The organism is Microbulbifer sp. SE14 (assembly GCF_059834885.1).
Window position 1 is genome coordinate 22,698 of sequence record NZ_JCBAJA010000021.1, and the last position, 12,694, is coordinate 35,391.

The window sequence follows — 12,694 nt, forward strand, 5'->3', positions numbered from 1 at the left end:
GCGCAGCGGGTCCCGGGCGGGTCTCCTGTCACTCGTGGGCGGTCTCGTCGCATTCCACGATGCCGCTGTGGCGCAGCAGGGCATCTATGTTGGGCTCGCGGCCGCGAAATTCCGTGAACAGCTCCAGCGCGTCGCGGCTGCCGCCCTGCTCGAGGATGCAGTGCAGGAAGCTGTCGCCGGTGGCGCGGTCGAAGATGCCGTTTTCCTCGAACAGGGAGAAGGCGTCGGAAGACAGCACCTCGGCCCACTTGTAGCTGTAGTAGCCCGCCGCATAGCCGCCGGCGAAGATATGGCTGAAGCCGTGCTGGAAGCGGTTCTCCTCCGCCACCGGCACCACCGCCACCTGCGCGCGCACCCGATCCAGCAGTTGCTGCATTTCGGCGGCGCTGGCGCCCCGCTCCAGGCAGTGCAGCTTGAAATCGAACAGGGCGAATTCCAGCTGGCGCACGGTGAACATGGCCGACTGGAAATTCTTCGCCGCCAGCATCTTGTCCAGCAGCGCCTGCGGCAGCGGCTCGCCGGTCTCGAAATGGCCGGAGATCATCGCGATCGCTTGTGGCTGCCAGCACCAGTTCTCCAGGAACTGGCTCGGCAGTTCCACCGCATCCCATGCCACGCCATTGATGCCGGACACGGCCGCCACATCCACCCTGGTCAGCATATGGTGCAGGCCGTGACCGAACTCGTGGAACAGGGTGGTGACCTCGTAGTGGGTCAGCAGCGACGGCTTGCCTGCAGCGGGCGGAGAGAAGTTGCACACCAGGTAGGCCACCGGCAGCTGCAGGCCGTCGGGCGTCTGCCGGCGCACGCAGACGCTGTCCATCCAGGCGCCGCCGCGCTTCTTCTCCCTGGCGAAGGGATCCAGGTAGAAGCCGGCAAAGCGCTCGCCTTCTTGATTTCCTTTACCAGGCCGCTTGAGCCAGAAGAACTGCACATCCCCGTGCCAGCAGGGCACGCCCGGGTCCTCCTCCACGGTAACGCCGAACAACTTTTCCACCACCGCGAAGAGGCCGGTGAGCACTTTCGGGTAGGGAAAATAGGGGCGCAGCTCCTCCTGGCTGATCGCGTAGCGCTCCTGCTTCAGCTTCTCCGCCGCCCAGGCCATATCCCAGGGCTGCAGCTGTTCCACGTTGAGCTTTTCCGCGGCGAATTCCCGCAGTTCAGCAACCTCCTGCAGGGCCGCGGGCCTGGCCCGCGCGGCCAGGTCGCCGAGGAATTCCAGCACCCTGTCGGGGTCCGGCGCCATCTTGCTGGCCAGGGACAGTTCGGCGTAGTTGGCCATGCCGAGCAGCCCGGCCTGCTCGGCGCGCAGCGCCAGTATCTCCTCCATTACCGCCGAGTTGTCGAACTCGCCGCCGTTGGGGCCGGTTTCCGAGGCGCGGCTGACAAAGGCCTTGTGCACCTTCTCGCGCAGTGCGCGGTTGTCGGCGTGGGTCATCACCGCCAGGTAACTGGGGCCCTCGAGGGTGATCAGCCAGCCGCCGAGGTCCCTGGCCTCCGCGGCCGCCTTTGCCGCGGCCAGGGCCGTCTGCGGCAGGCCGGACAGCTCGGCCTCATTTTCCGTGTGGTGGGTCCAGGCGTTGGTGGCGTCCAGCACATTGTTGGCGAAGCGGCTCGACAGTTCCGCCAGGCGGCGGCTGTTGGCGGCAAATTTCTCCCGCGCCTCGCCCTCGAGGCCGACGCCGCTCAAGACGAAATCCCGAAGTCCCAGCTCGACGGCCTTCTTGCGCGGCTGCGGCCAGGCGGCGAAGTCGGGCGAATCCGCCAGCTGCTGGTAGACGCCGTAGAGATCGCGGTTCTGGCCCAGCTCGGTCCAGTAGGCGGTCACCTGCGCCAGCGCAGCCTCGTAGGGTTCGCGCCAGGGACCGCTCAGCACGCTGTTCAGGTGGCTGACCGGGGAGAAGGCGCGGTTGAGCCTGTCCTGGGCCTCCTCCAGCGGGGCCAGGGTGCTGTCCCAGCCGGGGTTTTCCAGTCCTTCCTCGAGCTGTGCCCGGCAGTAGTCGATCAACTCGGCGATCGCCGGCTCCACCTGGTCCGGTTGCAAGCGGTCGAAGGGAGGTAGCAGCGGCAAATTCAATAACGGATTGGACATACAACACCCTGTGCACGGAAAACGATAGAGCTATCATAGAAGACCGATTGTACAGGAGGTTGAACATGTCCCCGCTGCGCACCCACGGCAATGGCGAAACTGAAAAATCCCCCCAGCTCGGCAACGGTGTCTACGTAGACCCGCAGTCCGCCGTGATCGGCGACGTGACCCTGGGCGACGACAGCTCCGTGTGGCCCATGGCGGTGGTGCGCGGCGATATGCACCGTATTCAGATAGGCGCGCGCACCAGCGTGCAGGACGGCGCCGTGCTGCATATCACCCACGCCGGTCCCTTCAATCCGGACGGCTGGCCGCTGATCATCGGCGACGACGTGACCATAGGCCACAAGGCCTGCCTCCACGGCTGCACCGTCGGCAGCCGGGTGCTGATCGGCATAGGCGCCATAGTGCTGGACGGCGCGGTGATCGAGGACGAGGTGGTGCTGGCCGCCGGCGCCCTGGTGCCGCCGGGGAAAAAACTGGAGAGCGGCCACCTGTACGTGGGTGCCCCCTGCAAGCAGGCGCGGCCGCTGTCGGACAAGGAAAAGCAGTTCTTCCGCTACTCTGCCGAAAACTATGTGAAACTGAAGAACCAGTACCTGACCGAACACGAGCAGCCCTGAGGCACTGACCCAGCCAGGGAATCCTTTCTACTTCCAGAGGGCGAACCCGGGGTTCGCCCCTACCCGACGGCACTCCCGCTCCCAACCACCCAGGGTTACTTGGCGTCGATTTTTAAGCCTGTCTTCCGATATTTCCGTCGTCAAAAAAATATGGAAGCACTGCGAATCACGATTCTTCGACTCAGTGAGCGACTTCAATCTTTCCTGTGCCACTTGTCATCGTCGCCTTTTTCATATTTTTCCTTGACGGCGCTCCAGGCGATCTTCGCCGCGCGCTCGTCCCGGTCGTCTTTGTCCTTATGCTGCCCGTAGGCGCTGTTGTAGGCCTCCTTGTAGATTTCCTGGGCGTGCTTGGGCAGGGGATTTGTGACATTCTTGGGAAGATCATCAATGGATTTGTACGGCATAAATACCTCGGTGGAAGAGAGTGTTACCGGATGGAAGCTGCGACGGGGAGTAGCGCGCAGTGCCTACACTATAGTGTGCCGCCCGGCGGCTGCGGTGGATGCAACCGCCGGAGACCGGGCGGGATTCCGCCTTTCGCGTCTGAAGGCCATTCCTTGACTTCGCACCTCCCGGGGGCGGTAATACAGATCCCGACGGAAGGTCCTGTCCCCATTCCCCGGACAGGGGCGAGTTCAAAATCAAACCCCGACATATGATCAACCTGAATCTGGACCAGCTGCGCACCTTTGTCGCCGCCTGCGAGAAGGGCTCCTTCTCCGCGGTGGCGCGGGAGATGGGCCGCGCCCAGTCGGCGGTCAGCGCACAGATCCAGAACCTGGAGCTGGACCTGGGGCTGGACCTGTTCGACCGCAGCGGCAAATACCCGCTGCCGACGCCGGCGGCCCAGGCGCTGCTGCCGCTGGCGCGCCAGGCCATAGGCCAGCTGGTGCGCTTCCAGCAGGCGGCGGATTCCTACCAGCGCGGCGAGGAGCCGCAGCTGCATATCGTGTTCGAGGAGCTGGTGATGCCGGACAAGCTGAACGATATGCTGGCCGCCTTCAGCGAACGCTTTCCCCACACCCAGATCCACTCCAGCACCGCCACCGACGAATCCGCCATAGGCCTGATCGCCGGGGGCGACGCCGACTTCGCCTTCGTCACCGCCCGCGACCAGTACCCGGATGCGCTGGATTTCAACAACCTGGGGCAGCAGCGCATACTGACCCTCGCCAGCCCCGAGCACCCGCTGGCATTGAGCCCCGGCGCTTCCCTGAACGACGCCGCCCGGTACCGGCAGATAGTCACCGCCTCGCCAGCCAGCAGTCGCCGCTGGCAGCTGTCGCCACAGTCCTGGCGCAGCGATTCGCTGCTGCAGGCCCTGGACCTGGCCTGCAAGGGCGTCGGCTGGGTCAATGCCCCCTACGAGTTGGCGCGCCCCTTCCTGAAGAGCGGCAAGCTGGTGGAGCTGAACCTGACCAGTGCACTCAGCGCCTGGAGCCTCGGCGTCGACCTGCTGTGGTCCGCGAAGACGCCCCAGGGCACGGCGGCGCGCTGGTTTGCGCGGGAGGCGCGGCGCCTCTACGGCAACTATTACAGCCCACCTATCGAAACTGCCGATAGAAACTAACTTTCATCCATCTCCACCGTCGCCGAAACTGGTACTTCCATCGGCTTGGGGAGGTATTGCAGATGAGCGACCGGCTGGAGTTTGTTCTCTTTTCCATGGTGATCGGCGCCGGCGCCACCGCCGTCATGGACCTCTGGGCCCTGCTGCGGCAGCGCCTCTCCGGTGCACCATCGCTGGACTGGGCCATGGTCGGGCGCTGGCTCGGCAATATTCCCCGCGGGCACTTGGTCCACGACCGCATCGCCGCCGCCCCGCCGGTCCTGGGCGAGCGCATGATCGGCTGGTGTGCCCACTACGGGATCGGCATAGCGTTTGCGGCGATGCTGCTGGCGATATGCGGCGTCAGTTGGGCCCGCCAACCGACGCCGCTGCCGGCCCTGCTTTTCGGCCTGGCCACCGTGGCCGCACCCTTTCTCATCATGCAACCGGCACTCGGCGCCGGCATAGCCGCCAGCAGGGCGCCGAATCCAAACCGGGCCCGCGTCAACAGCCTGCTCACCCACGGCGTATTCGGGCTGGGCCTCTACCTGTCGGCGCTGCCGATCCAGAAACTGATTTGATCCACTACCGAGGAGTTATCCCATGACTGTAGAACAGCACCTGTTGGAGATGGACGAGTTCTCGCGCCGCTATCGCTACGATATGGACTACCTGAAGGAATTTCTGCGGGCATCGCCGGAGGGCTTTGAGAAATTCGCCAATTTCCGCCCCCTGTCCTACCACCGGGAATTTCTGCCGCCGGAGACCTTCTGGGTCAGCAAGCTGGCCGCAATGCAGGTGGCCGACTGCGGCGAGTGCCTGCAACTGACGGTGCGCATGGCACTGGAAGCGGGCATAGAGAAGCCGCTGGTACAGGCCTGCCTGCAGGGCGGCAGCCGGCTGCCGGAGAACCTGAAGGATGTCTTCGATTTCGCCACTGCGGTGGCCAGCTACCGCAATATCGATCCGCTGCTGGAGGAGCGCATCGATGCGCAACTCACCAGGAGCCAGCGCATCGAACTGGGCGTCTGCGTCGCCACCGCTTCCGTGTATCCGACCATCAAGCGGGCCATGGGCCACACCCAGAGCTGCAGCCTTGTGGAAATCGAGTTCGCGGCCTGAGCGATTCGTTGTGGTGACTAGTGCACCAACAGCCGCTTCGCCGCCCGCACCAGCTGGCGGCTGAGTTCGGCGAGCAGTTCGCCGCCGTTGCGCCAGTGGTGCCAGTAGAGCGGCACGTCCAGCGGCCGCTCCGGCAGCAGCTCGACCAGCTCGCCGCGGGCCAGCGCATCGGCGGCCTGCAGCTCCGGCACCATCCCCCAGCCCAGGCCGCCCGAGGTGAGGTGGACGAAACCCTCCGAGGACGGGCACAGGTGGTAGGCGAAGTTGCCCGCGACGCCGAGGGATTCCAGGTAGCGGTGCTGGAGGAAATCGTCCGGCCCGAAGACGATGGCGGGGCTGCGCGCCAGCGCGGCGGGCGTCACCCGCTCGGGAAAATGCCGGGCGATAAACGCCGGGCTGGCCAGCGCCCGGTAGCGCATGGCCCCGAGCAGGACACTGCGCGCGCCGGCCACCGGGCGCTCGGCGGCGCAGACGCAGGCCGCCACCTCGCCGGCGCGCATGCGCTTGAGCCCCACCTCCTGGTCCTCCACCACCAGGTCCAGCAATACCCCCTGCCCGGCACAGAAATTGGCCACCGCCGGCGCCCACCAGGTCGCCAGGCTGTCGGCGTTGATCGCGACGCGCAGGCGCTCCGGCCCGCCGCCCTCGTCGAGTGCCGGGACCTGGCCCTGCAGGTCGCGCTCGAGCAGGCGCACCTGCTGCACATGGTTGAGCAGGCGCCGGCCCAGTTCGGTGGGCTGCGGCGGTGTCGCCCGCACCAGCACCGGCTGGCCGACCCGCGCCTCCAGCAGCTTGATCCGCTGCGACACCGCCGACTGCGACAGGCCCAGTAACAGCGCGGCCCGCTCGAACCCGCCCTGCTCCACCACAGCGGCGAGCGCGGACAGCAGCTTGTAGTCGAACATATCGATTTTTCTAATGGGTGATCAGTAGGATTCGTTTTTCTTATATCACCGTCCACTCCAGAATCGCCAGCAGTTCCGATATCCGAGGGGAGAAACAGCGATGTGGCAGAGCTATCTAAACGGACTGCTGGTGGCCGCCGGGCTTATCGTCGCCATAGGCGCGCAGAACGCCTTCGTCCTGGCACAGAGCCTGCGCCGCGAACACCACCTGCCGGTGGCCGCGCTCTGCGTATTGTGCGATGCGCTGCTGGTCTCCGCCGGCGTATTCGGCCTGGCCGCCCTGCTGCTGCAGAGTCCGGCGCTGCTGGCGCTGGCGCGCTGGGGCGGCGCAGCCTTCCTGCTCTGGTACGGGCTCCAGGCGCTGCTGCGCGCCCTGCGCCCGCAGGGACTCGAACAGGCCGCGGACGCCGGCCCGCGCTCGCGCCGCGCGGTACTGCTCGCCGCCCTGGCGGTGACCCTGCTGAACCCGCACGTCTACCTGGACACCGTATTGCTGATCGGCTCCCTCGGCGCCCAGCAGGCCGAACCGGGGGCCTATGCCCTGGGCGCCGCCAGCGCATCGCTGGTGTGGTTCTTCGGCCTCGCCCTGGGCGCCGCCTGGCTCTCGCCCTGGCTGGCACGCCCGGCGACCTGGCGCCTGCTCGACCTGGGCGTGGCTATCATGATGTTCAGCGTGGCCGCGCAGCTGCTGCTCGACCACTGAGGGAAAGCTCAGGGCTTGACCCAACGTACCCTCGGGGTTTTATCCTGCCCGCTGTCGATTGACGGCCGGTGAGATCGATCAGCTCCTACTCCCTCGGGAATCCGCCCGGAGGTGCAATCCGGAAACACAGTGGATAACCGATCGTGACCGAACTCAATACCGACACCGTCTCCACCAGTCCGACCCCCGCCCCCGCGCATTCCCTGTGGCGTGAACTGCTGAATGCCATCCGCGGCACACAAGCGGACTACACCCGCATCGGCATGCGCCGCGCGGTCTTCCTGCTGGCGGTGCCCATGGTGCTGGAGCTGGTGATGGAGGCCACCTTCGCGGTGGTGGACATCTACTTCGTGGGCAAGCTAGGGGCCTCGGCGGTGGCCACCGTGGGCCTGACCGAGACCTACCTGTTCCTGCTCTACGCCATCGGCATCGGGCTGGCCACGGCGGTCACCGCCATAGTCGCGCGGCGCATCGGCGAGAAAAAGAAGGACGAAGCTGGCCTCACCGCGGTGCAGGCCATCTTTGTCGCGCTGCTGGTTTCGCTGCCGTTCACCCTCGCGGGCATCTTCTACGCCCGGGAACTGCTGGTGCTGATGGGCGCGGACGCCTGGGCCCTGGAACAGGGCTACCGATACACCCAGTGGATGCTGGGCGGCAACGCGGTGATAGTGCTGTTGTTCGTGATCAACGCCGTCTACCGCGGCGCGGGGGACGCGGCCATCGCCATGCGCGTGCTGTGGATCGCCAACGGCATCAACATACTGCTCGACCCCATGCTGATTTTCGGCCTGGGGCCGATTCCGGCCCTGGGCATCGAGGGCGCGGCCATCGCCACCAATATCGGCCGCGGCGTGGGCGTATTCATGCAGCTGTGGATACTCTTCCGCGGCGGCAAGCATATCCGCGTCCTCGCCTCGCAGCTGGTGTGGGATACGAAAGTGGCGCTCAACGTGGTGCGCACCGCCCTCGGCGGCATCGGCCAGATGATCGTGGCCATGACCTCGTGGATATTCCTGATGCGCATCCTCGCCGAAGTGGGCAACGAGGCGGTGGCCGGCGCCACCATCGCCGTGCGCATCATGATGTTCACGCTGATGCCCGCCTGGGGCCTGTCCAACGCCGCCGCCACCCTGGTGGGCCAGAACCTGGGCGCCGGCCAGCCGGGCCGCGCCGAGTCCTCCGTGTGGCTGATCGGCCTGTACAACATGGTGTTCCTGCTCGGCGTGTCGGTGGTGTACTTCCTCTACTACGCGCAGTTGATGGAGATCTTCACCGGGGACCCCGCGGTGGTCGCCATCGGCGGCGAGTGGCTGCGGATTCTCTCCTACTCCTACTTTGTGTACGGCTGGTGGATGGTCTCGGTGCAGGCCTTCAACGGCGCCGGCGACACCGCCACCCCCACCCGGATCAACCTGGTGTTCTTCTGGCTGATCCAGATTCCGCTGTGCTGGTACCTGGCGGTGCCGCTGGACTGGCAGCACTCCGGGGTCTTCTGGGGGGTGTTCGTCACCGAGACCTCGGTGGGGCTGTTTACCCTGTGGCTCTTTTCCCGCGGCGGGTGGAAAACCCGCGAGGTCTAGGACGAGCAGCACTATTTTCAGGCCTGGGGCGGACCTGCTACCGGGGGTTCTTTGCGGGACACGGGCTAGGCGCCCCCCTCAATACATCCCTGTAGGCTTGTCCGCGAGGTCCCTCTCGCAGACAGTCCCGCAAAGAACCCCCGGTAGCAGGCCCTTCGCATCAAGCTTTATCGCTTAAGTTGGTGCCGTTGATGTATAGGGTTATTTGCCCTGGACGCGCAGCAGCCCGGAGGCGGCTATGCCGCCGATGGCGCAGGCGAGAATGATCACCAGCGGCGCCAGCATGCCCAGGGCGACGGCGCCGGGACCGTAACCGCGCATCGGCAACAGCAGCAGCAACAGGACGCCGGCCGGGATCAGCGACAGGAAAAAACCCCGCGCCAGCCAGGACCTGCGCCAGGGCAGCAGGAAGATCAGGCCGCAGACGCCGCCCCAGACGATGCGCTGGTAGAGGTAGGCGTTGGAGAGATAGGGGGCAATGTCGACCCCGAGCCAGCGGGTGAAGCCGTAGTGGCCCATGGCCCAGAGGCCCAGCGCATAGGCCAGTCCGGCAAGACTGCCGGCGGCGAAACAGACAGAAAGGTTTTTAATAAATTCTCGCACTGATACCTCCATTTACTGATCCCCGCAGGGCAATGACCCGGCGGGACAAACGGGCATCAGTATGCCAGATCTCGCGGTAGGGACCGCTGACGGGTTTCAAACTCAGGCGGGAATGGCACTAAGTTGAGCGGACAGCTGGCACACTGTAAGGCTCTGCCGCCGGTGGCCGCCCGGGAAATGTTTGCCGATGAGGCTTTTTCCCGGGCGGCTACCGGCGGCAGAGCCGGGTCGGAACCCCTAACTTAGCGGCATTCAAATCAGGCGGGTCTTTTGGACGGGCCGTAGAGTTCTTCCAACATGCCGTCGATACGGGCGGCCAGCGCTTCCTGGGAGTCGTCCAGCAGAATCACATGCCCCATCTTGCGCCCCGGGCGCAGTGCCTTGCCGTAGGACCAGACACCCTCGTTGGGCAGGGCCGGTTTCTTGTCGACGCCCAGCATATTGATCATCACCGCGGGGTGATCGCAGTGGGTCTCCCCCAGCGGCATGCCGAGAATCGCGCGCACATGGTTGGCAAACTGGCTGGTTTCCGCACCGGCGAGGGTCCAATGGCCGCTGTTGTGCACCCGCGGCGCCAGCTCGTTGATCAGCAGGCCGTCTTCGGTGACGAAGCACTCCATGGCCAGCACGCCCACATAGTCCCAGGCGTCCATCAGTTTCGCCAGGTATTCCTCGGCGGTGTGCTGCAGCTCTTCACTGACATGCGGCGCCGGTGCCGTGGAGACCAGCAGTGTGCCTCTGTAGTGGTCGTTCTCCGCCAGCGGGTAGGTCACCACTTTCCCGTCCGCGGTGCGGGCGCCGATCAGGGAGACTTCACGGGAGAAGTTCACACCCTGCTCCACCACGTATTCCTGTTCCGGCACCTCGGTTATGGCTGCGAGGTCTTCGTCGCTGTCGACCCGCCACTGGTTCTTGCCGTCATAGCCGTGTTCGCAGCTTTTGATAAACGCCGGATAACCGAGTTGCTGAACGGCCGCGCGGATCTCGGCGTAATTGTTGGCGGGCAGGAAAGGTGCCACCGGCAGCCCCACCGCGGTGATGGCAGTTTTTTCCCGCAGGCGGTGTTGGGTTGTCTCGAACGCATCCGGGCGCGGGTAGACGGGGCAGAATTTTTCCAGCGCCCGCAACAGTCCCACCGATACCTGTTCGCGCTCCGCGGTGATGACTTCGGGGCTGCCCATGGCGCGGTAGAGCGCCTCGGCATCGTCGCCCTCCCGCGCGTGTACTACGCTACCCAGCCCTTCCACACAGCCGGTGTTCTCGTCGCCCTCGGCGAGGAAACTGAATTCGATACCCAGCGGGCGCGCCTCCTGGGCCATCATCTGCGCCAACTGGCCGCAACCCACAATGCCAACTCGCCTGACTGTCATTTCTGCTACACCTCGACAATTGCCCACTGCGTTCAACCGGCAGACGTTATTCAACTTCGAACGGAACGCCTGCGCTCTGCTTCTCGCGCCACGCGATCAGGCGCTGCTGCAGTTCCGCGTCGGATATCGACAGCATCTGCGCCGCCATCAGTCCCGCGTTATAGGCCCCGGATGCACCCACCGCCTGGGTGGCGACGGCCACGCCCTTGGGCATCTGCACGATGGACAGCAGGCTGTCCATGCCGGTCATAAACTTGCTCGCCACCGGTACGCCGATCACCGGCAGCGGGGTCAGCGCCGCGATCATGCCCGGCAGGTGGGCGGAGCCACCGGCCCCGGCGATAATGACCTTGGTGCCGCGCTCGTGTGCTGTGGTGGCGAACTCCACCATGCGCTGGGGGGTGCGGTGGGCCGAGACGACCGCCGTGGCGAAGGGAACCCCCAACTCAGTCAGGGGCTTGGTCGCCATTTCCATGGTCGGCCAGTCGGACTGGGACCCCATCACGATGGTGACTTTCTCGAAGGGAAGCTGTTTCACTTGCGGTTAACTCCAGTGTTTCGCGCGCGCCGGAGAGGCGCTGTTCGCCGCCGGCAGCGGGGAGGAAACGGGTCTCGCCACGGGAAATGCCCGACCCGGCCCAAAATCAAGGGGCGAGAGGATACCAAAACTCCGGGGAAAAGTACGCCGCACGGCACTTTGCGGTGGTTTCCACCGGTTCCGCGGCCCCGGCGGGGTATTTGAACGATAGTCCGGCGGGATGGTCACGGCACCTTTCCGTGACCGGTCAGTGATGAAGCGTTATCTGGCGCTGGCGTCGCGTGTACTGCGCAGTTCCGCCCGCAGCATTTCCAGCACCGGCGCCACTGCCGGGCGCAGGCCCCGCCAGAGGTAAAAGGATTCCGCCGCCTGCCCGACCAGCATGCCCAACCCATCGGCGGTCTCCGCCCCCAACTGCGCCGCCCAGCGCATAAACGGCGTCGGCTCGGCGCCGTAGACCATATCGTAGGCCCTGCAGCCCGGGCCGATGATCGACGCCGGCAGCGCCGGCATTTCATTGCTCAGTCCGGCGGAGCTGGCATTGATCACCAGATCGAAGCTGCCGGGAAAATCCTCCAGGCCACCGGCGGTCACGTCGGCCCCAGTGGAAAAATCTTTCGCCAGCTGCTCGGCCTTCGCCGCCGTGCGGTTGGCGATATGTATCTGGGCCGGTTGTTCCGCCAGCAGCGGCAGCAGGGCACCGCGGGCGGCGCCGCCGGCGCCGAGCAGCAGGACGCGCTTGCCGCGAATCTCCCAACCCAGGTTGCGGCGGATATCGGCGGCCAGGCCGGCGCCGTCGGTATTGTCGCCGAGCACACTGCCATCGGGCTGTTTCGCCAGCGTATTGACGGCACCGGCGGCGCGGGCGCGTTCGGTGAGCGCATCGGCAAACTCGCAGGCATCCAGCTTGAAGGGCATAGTGACATTGAGGCCGCGACCGCCGGCGGCGAAGAATTCCCGCGCGAACTCCGCGAAGCCTCCCTTTTCCACCAGCCGTTTTTCGTAGCGGATATCCTCGCCGGTCTGGGCGGCGAAGGCGCCGTGGATGCGCGGCGACAGCGAGTGGGCTATGGGGTTGCCGACCACCGCGTACAAATCCGTCACCGTGCGCCCCCTTTACCGGAGGCACGTCCAGTCCCCAGTCCCCAGTCCCCAGTACCGGCGCGCTTGCGCGCCCTCACCGCACCGCGGATCTTCGCGGTCTCGTCCACCAGAATAAGCCCGTCTATCTTCAGGCCGCCTTCGATGTCGGTGACCAGGTAGCGGGTGGTGGAGCTGTAGAGCTCCGCGCTCTTGTCACCCCGGGGGGTCAGCAGTATCCAGTTCAGGGTGGCCAGGTCGCTGTTGTCGTTCAGTTCGATCACGTCGGTGACCGTGCCGACTATCTGGCTGACCTGCAGGCGGCGGTAGGCCTTCAGCAGCTTGTCCACCTGCTGCACGAATTCCCCCCTGGCCACCGCCTGCTTGCTGCCGTCCTCGCGGTAGTAGTGCAGCGGGAAGCGGTAAAAATCCGCGACCTGTTCGGCATCGCCGATCTCGAACTGGCGGCGGTAGTCCAGAAACAGCCTGTTGATATCTTCCAGTCGCGCCTTGTGCACAACAATCT

At 65.5% G+C, this 12,694-nt stretch carries 14 protein-coding genes; 6 read left to right on the forward strand and 8 right to left on the reverse strand.

All coding sequences use genetic code 11. The features are described from left to right. Nucleotides 1–28: 28 nt before the first annotated feature. Complete coding sequence (locus AC6R19_RS14840; RefSeq protein ID WP_500580619.1) at nucleotides 29–2,092, reverse strand: M3 family metallopeptidase; 2,064 nt, start codon at nucleotides 2,090–2,092, stop codon at nucleotides 29–31. A 65-nt stretch (nucleotides 2,093–2,157) separates the two neighbouring features. Between AC6R19_RS14840 and AC6R19_RS14845 the strand changes: the two genes are divergently transcribed. Beyond that, the gene (locus tag AC6R19_RS14845) at nucleotides 2,158–2,715 is read left to right on the forward strand and encodes a gamma carbonic anhydrase family protein (protein ID WP_500580620.1); all 558 of its coding nucleotides are present in this window, start codon (nucleotides 2,158–2,160) and stop codon (nucleotides 2,713–2,715) included. Between the two features lie 194 nt (nucleotides 2,716–2,909). On the opposite strand, the gene AC6R19_RS14850 is transcribed toward AC6R19_RS14845, so the two are convergent. Beyond that, a complete protein-coding gene (locus AC6R19_RS14850) occupies nucleotides 2,910–3,122 on the reverse strand; it encodes a ChaB family protein (RefSeq protein WP_500580621.1) in 213 nt (70 codons plus the stop codon). Nucleotides 3,123–3,373: 251 nt separating this feature from the next. Between AC6R19_RS14850 and AC6R19_RS14855 the strand changes: the two genes are divergently transcribed. The 3 genes from AC6R19_RS14855 (at nucleotide 3,374) to AC6R19_RS14865 (ending at nucleotide 5,389) form a co-directional block, all read left to right on the forward strand. Then, nucleotides 3,374–4,288 carry a LysR family transcriptional regulator gene (locus AC6R19_RS14855; protein ID WP_500580622.1) on the forward strand — a complete coding sequence of 305 codons (915 nt, stop codon included), beginning with the start codon at nucleotides 3,374–3,376 and terminating at the stop codon, nucleotides 4,286–4,288. A 62-nt stretch (nucleotides 4,289–4,350) separates the two neighbouring features. Further along, nucleotides 4,351–4,848 carry a DUF2938 domain-containing protein gene (locus AC6R19_RS14860; RefSeq protein ID WP_500580623.1) on the forward strand — a complete coding sequence of 166 codons (498 nt, stop codon included), beginning with the start codon at nucleotides 4,351–4,353 and terminating at the stop codon, nucleotides 4,846–4,848. Between the two features lie 22 nt (nucleotides 4,849–4,870). Beyond that, on the forward strand, nucleotides 4,871–5,389 hold the full coding sequence (locus AC6R19_RS14865; RefSeq protein ID WP_500580624.1) for a hypothetical protein: 519 nt from the start codon (nucleotides 4,871–4,873) through the stop codon (nucleotides 5,387–5,389). Between the two features lie 17 nt (nucleotides 5,390–5,406). Here the strand turns inward: AC6R19_RS14865 and AC6R19_RS14870 are convergent, their stop codons facing one another. Further along, nucleotides 5,407–6,294, reverse strand: coding sequence for a LysR family transcriptional regulator ArgP (locus tag AC6R19_RS14870; protein ID WP_500580625.1), 888 nt, complete (start codon nucleotides 6,292–6,294; stop codon nucleotides 5,407–5,409). 100 nt (nucleotides 6,295–6,394) lie between these two features. On the opposite strand from AC6R19_RS14870, the gene AC6R19_RS14875 reads away from it, so the two are divergent. Further along, entirely contained in the window at nucleotides 6,395–6,997 is a 603-nt protein-coding gene (locus AC6R19_RS14875; protein WP_500580626.1) for a LysE/ArgO family amino acid transporter, read from the forward strand. 143 nt (nucleotides 6,998–7,140) lie between these two features. Beyond that, on the forward strand, nucleotides 7,141–8,577 hold the full coding sequence (locus AC6R19_RS14880) for an MATE family efflux transporter (RefSeq protein WP_500580627.1): 1,437 nt from the start codon (nucleotides 7,141–7,143) through the stop codon (nucleotides 8,575–8,577). A 201-nt stretch (nucleotides 8,578–8,778) separates the two neighbouring features. Here the strand turns inward: AC6R19_RS14880 and AC6R19_RS14885 are convergent, their stop codons facing one another. From AC6R19_RS14885 to AC6R19_RS14905, 5 genes are all read right to left on the reverse strand, one after another. Beyond that, nucleotides 8,779–9,180, reverse strand: a complete 402-nt coding sequence (locus AC6R19_RS14885) for a hypothetical protein (protein WP_500580628.1) — start codon at nucleotides 9,178–9,180, stop codon at nucleotides 8,779–8,781. 257 nt (nucleotides 9,181–9,437) lie between these two features. Continuing rightward, entirely contained in the window at nucleotides 9,438–10,550 is a 1,113-nt protein-coding gene (locus tag AC6R19_RS14890; protein WP_500580629.1) for a 5-(carboxyamino)imidazole ribonucleotide synthase, read from the reverse strand. A gap of 46 nt (nucleotides 10,551–10,596) precedes the next feature. Then, complete coding sequence (purE, locus tag AC6R19_RS14895; RefSeq protein ID WP_500580630.1) at nucleotides 10,597–11,088, reverse strand: 5-(carboxyamino)imidazole ribonucleotide mutase; 492 nt, start codon at nucleotides 11,086–11,088, stop codon at nucleotides 10,597–10,599. Between the two features lie 261 nt (nucleotides 11,089–11,349). Then, entirely contained in the window at nucleotides 11,350–12,192 is an 843-nt protein-coding gene (aroE, locus tag AC6R19_RS14900; RefSeq protein WP_500580631.1) for a shikimate dehydrogenase, read from the reverse strand. Next, nucleotides 12,189–12,686 (reverse strand): DUF6841 family protein, encoded by a 498-nt coding sequence (locus AC6R19_RS14905; RefSeq protein WP_500580632.1) that lies wholly within the window; start codon nucleotides 12,684–12,686, stop codon nucleotides 12,189–12,191. Before AC6R19_RS14905 ends, aroE begins: the two co-directional genes overlap by 4 nt. Nucleotides 12,687–12,694: the final 8 nt, after the last annotated feature.

Bases quoted from the DNA above. Each gene is read 5' to 3' on its own strand.
- AC6R19_RS14875 (WP_500580626.1), top strand. From the start codon at position 6,395: ATGTGGCAGAGCTATCTAAACGGACTGCTGGTGGCCGCCGGGCTTATC.
- AC6R19_RS14870 (WP_500580625.1), bottom strand. From the start codon at position 6,294: ATGTTCGACTACAAGCTGCTGTCCGCGCTCGCCGCTGTGGTGGAGCAG.
- AC6R19_RS14850 (WP_500580621.1), bottom strand. From the start codon at position 3,122: ATGCCGTACAAATCCATTGATGATCTTCCCAAGAATGTCACAAATCCC.
- AC6R19_RS14865 (WP_500580624.1), top strand. From the start codon at position 4,871: ATGACTGTAGAACAGCACCTGTTGGAGATGGACGAGTTCTCGCGCCGC.
- AC6R19_RS14860 (WP_500580623.1), top strand. From the start codon at position 4,351: ATGAGCGACCGGCTGGAGTTTGTTCTCTTTTCCATGGTGATCGGCGCC.
- AC6R19_RS14840 (WP_500580619.1), bottom strand. From the start codon at position 2,092: ATGTCCAATCCGTTATTGAATTTGCCGCTGCTACCTCCCTTCGACCGC.
- AC6R19_RS14855 (WP_500580622.1), top strand. From the start codon at position 3,374: ATGATCAACCTGAATCTGGACCAGCTGCGCACCTTTGTCGCCGCCTGC.
- AC6R19_RS14890 (WP_500580629.1), bottom strand. From the start codon at position 10,550: ATGACAGTCAGGCGAGTTGGCATTGTGGGTTGCGGCCAGTTGGCGCAG.
- AC6R19_RS14845 (WP_500580620.1), top strand. From the start codon at position 2,158: ATGTCCCCGCTGCGCACCCACGGCAATGGCGAAACTGAAAAATCCCCC.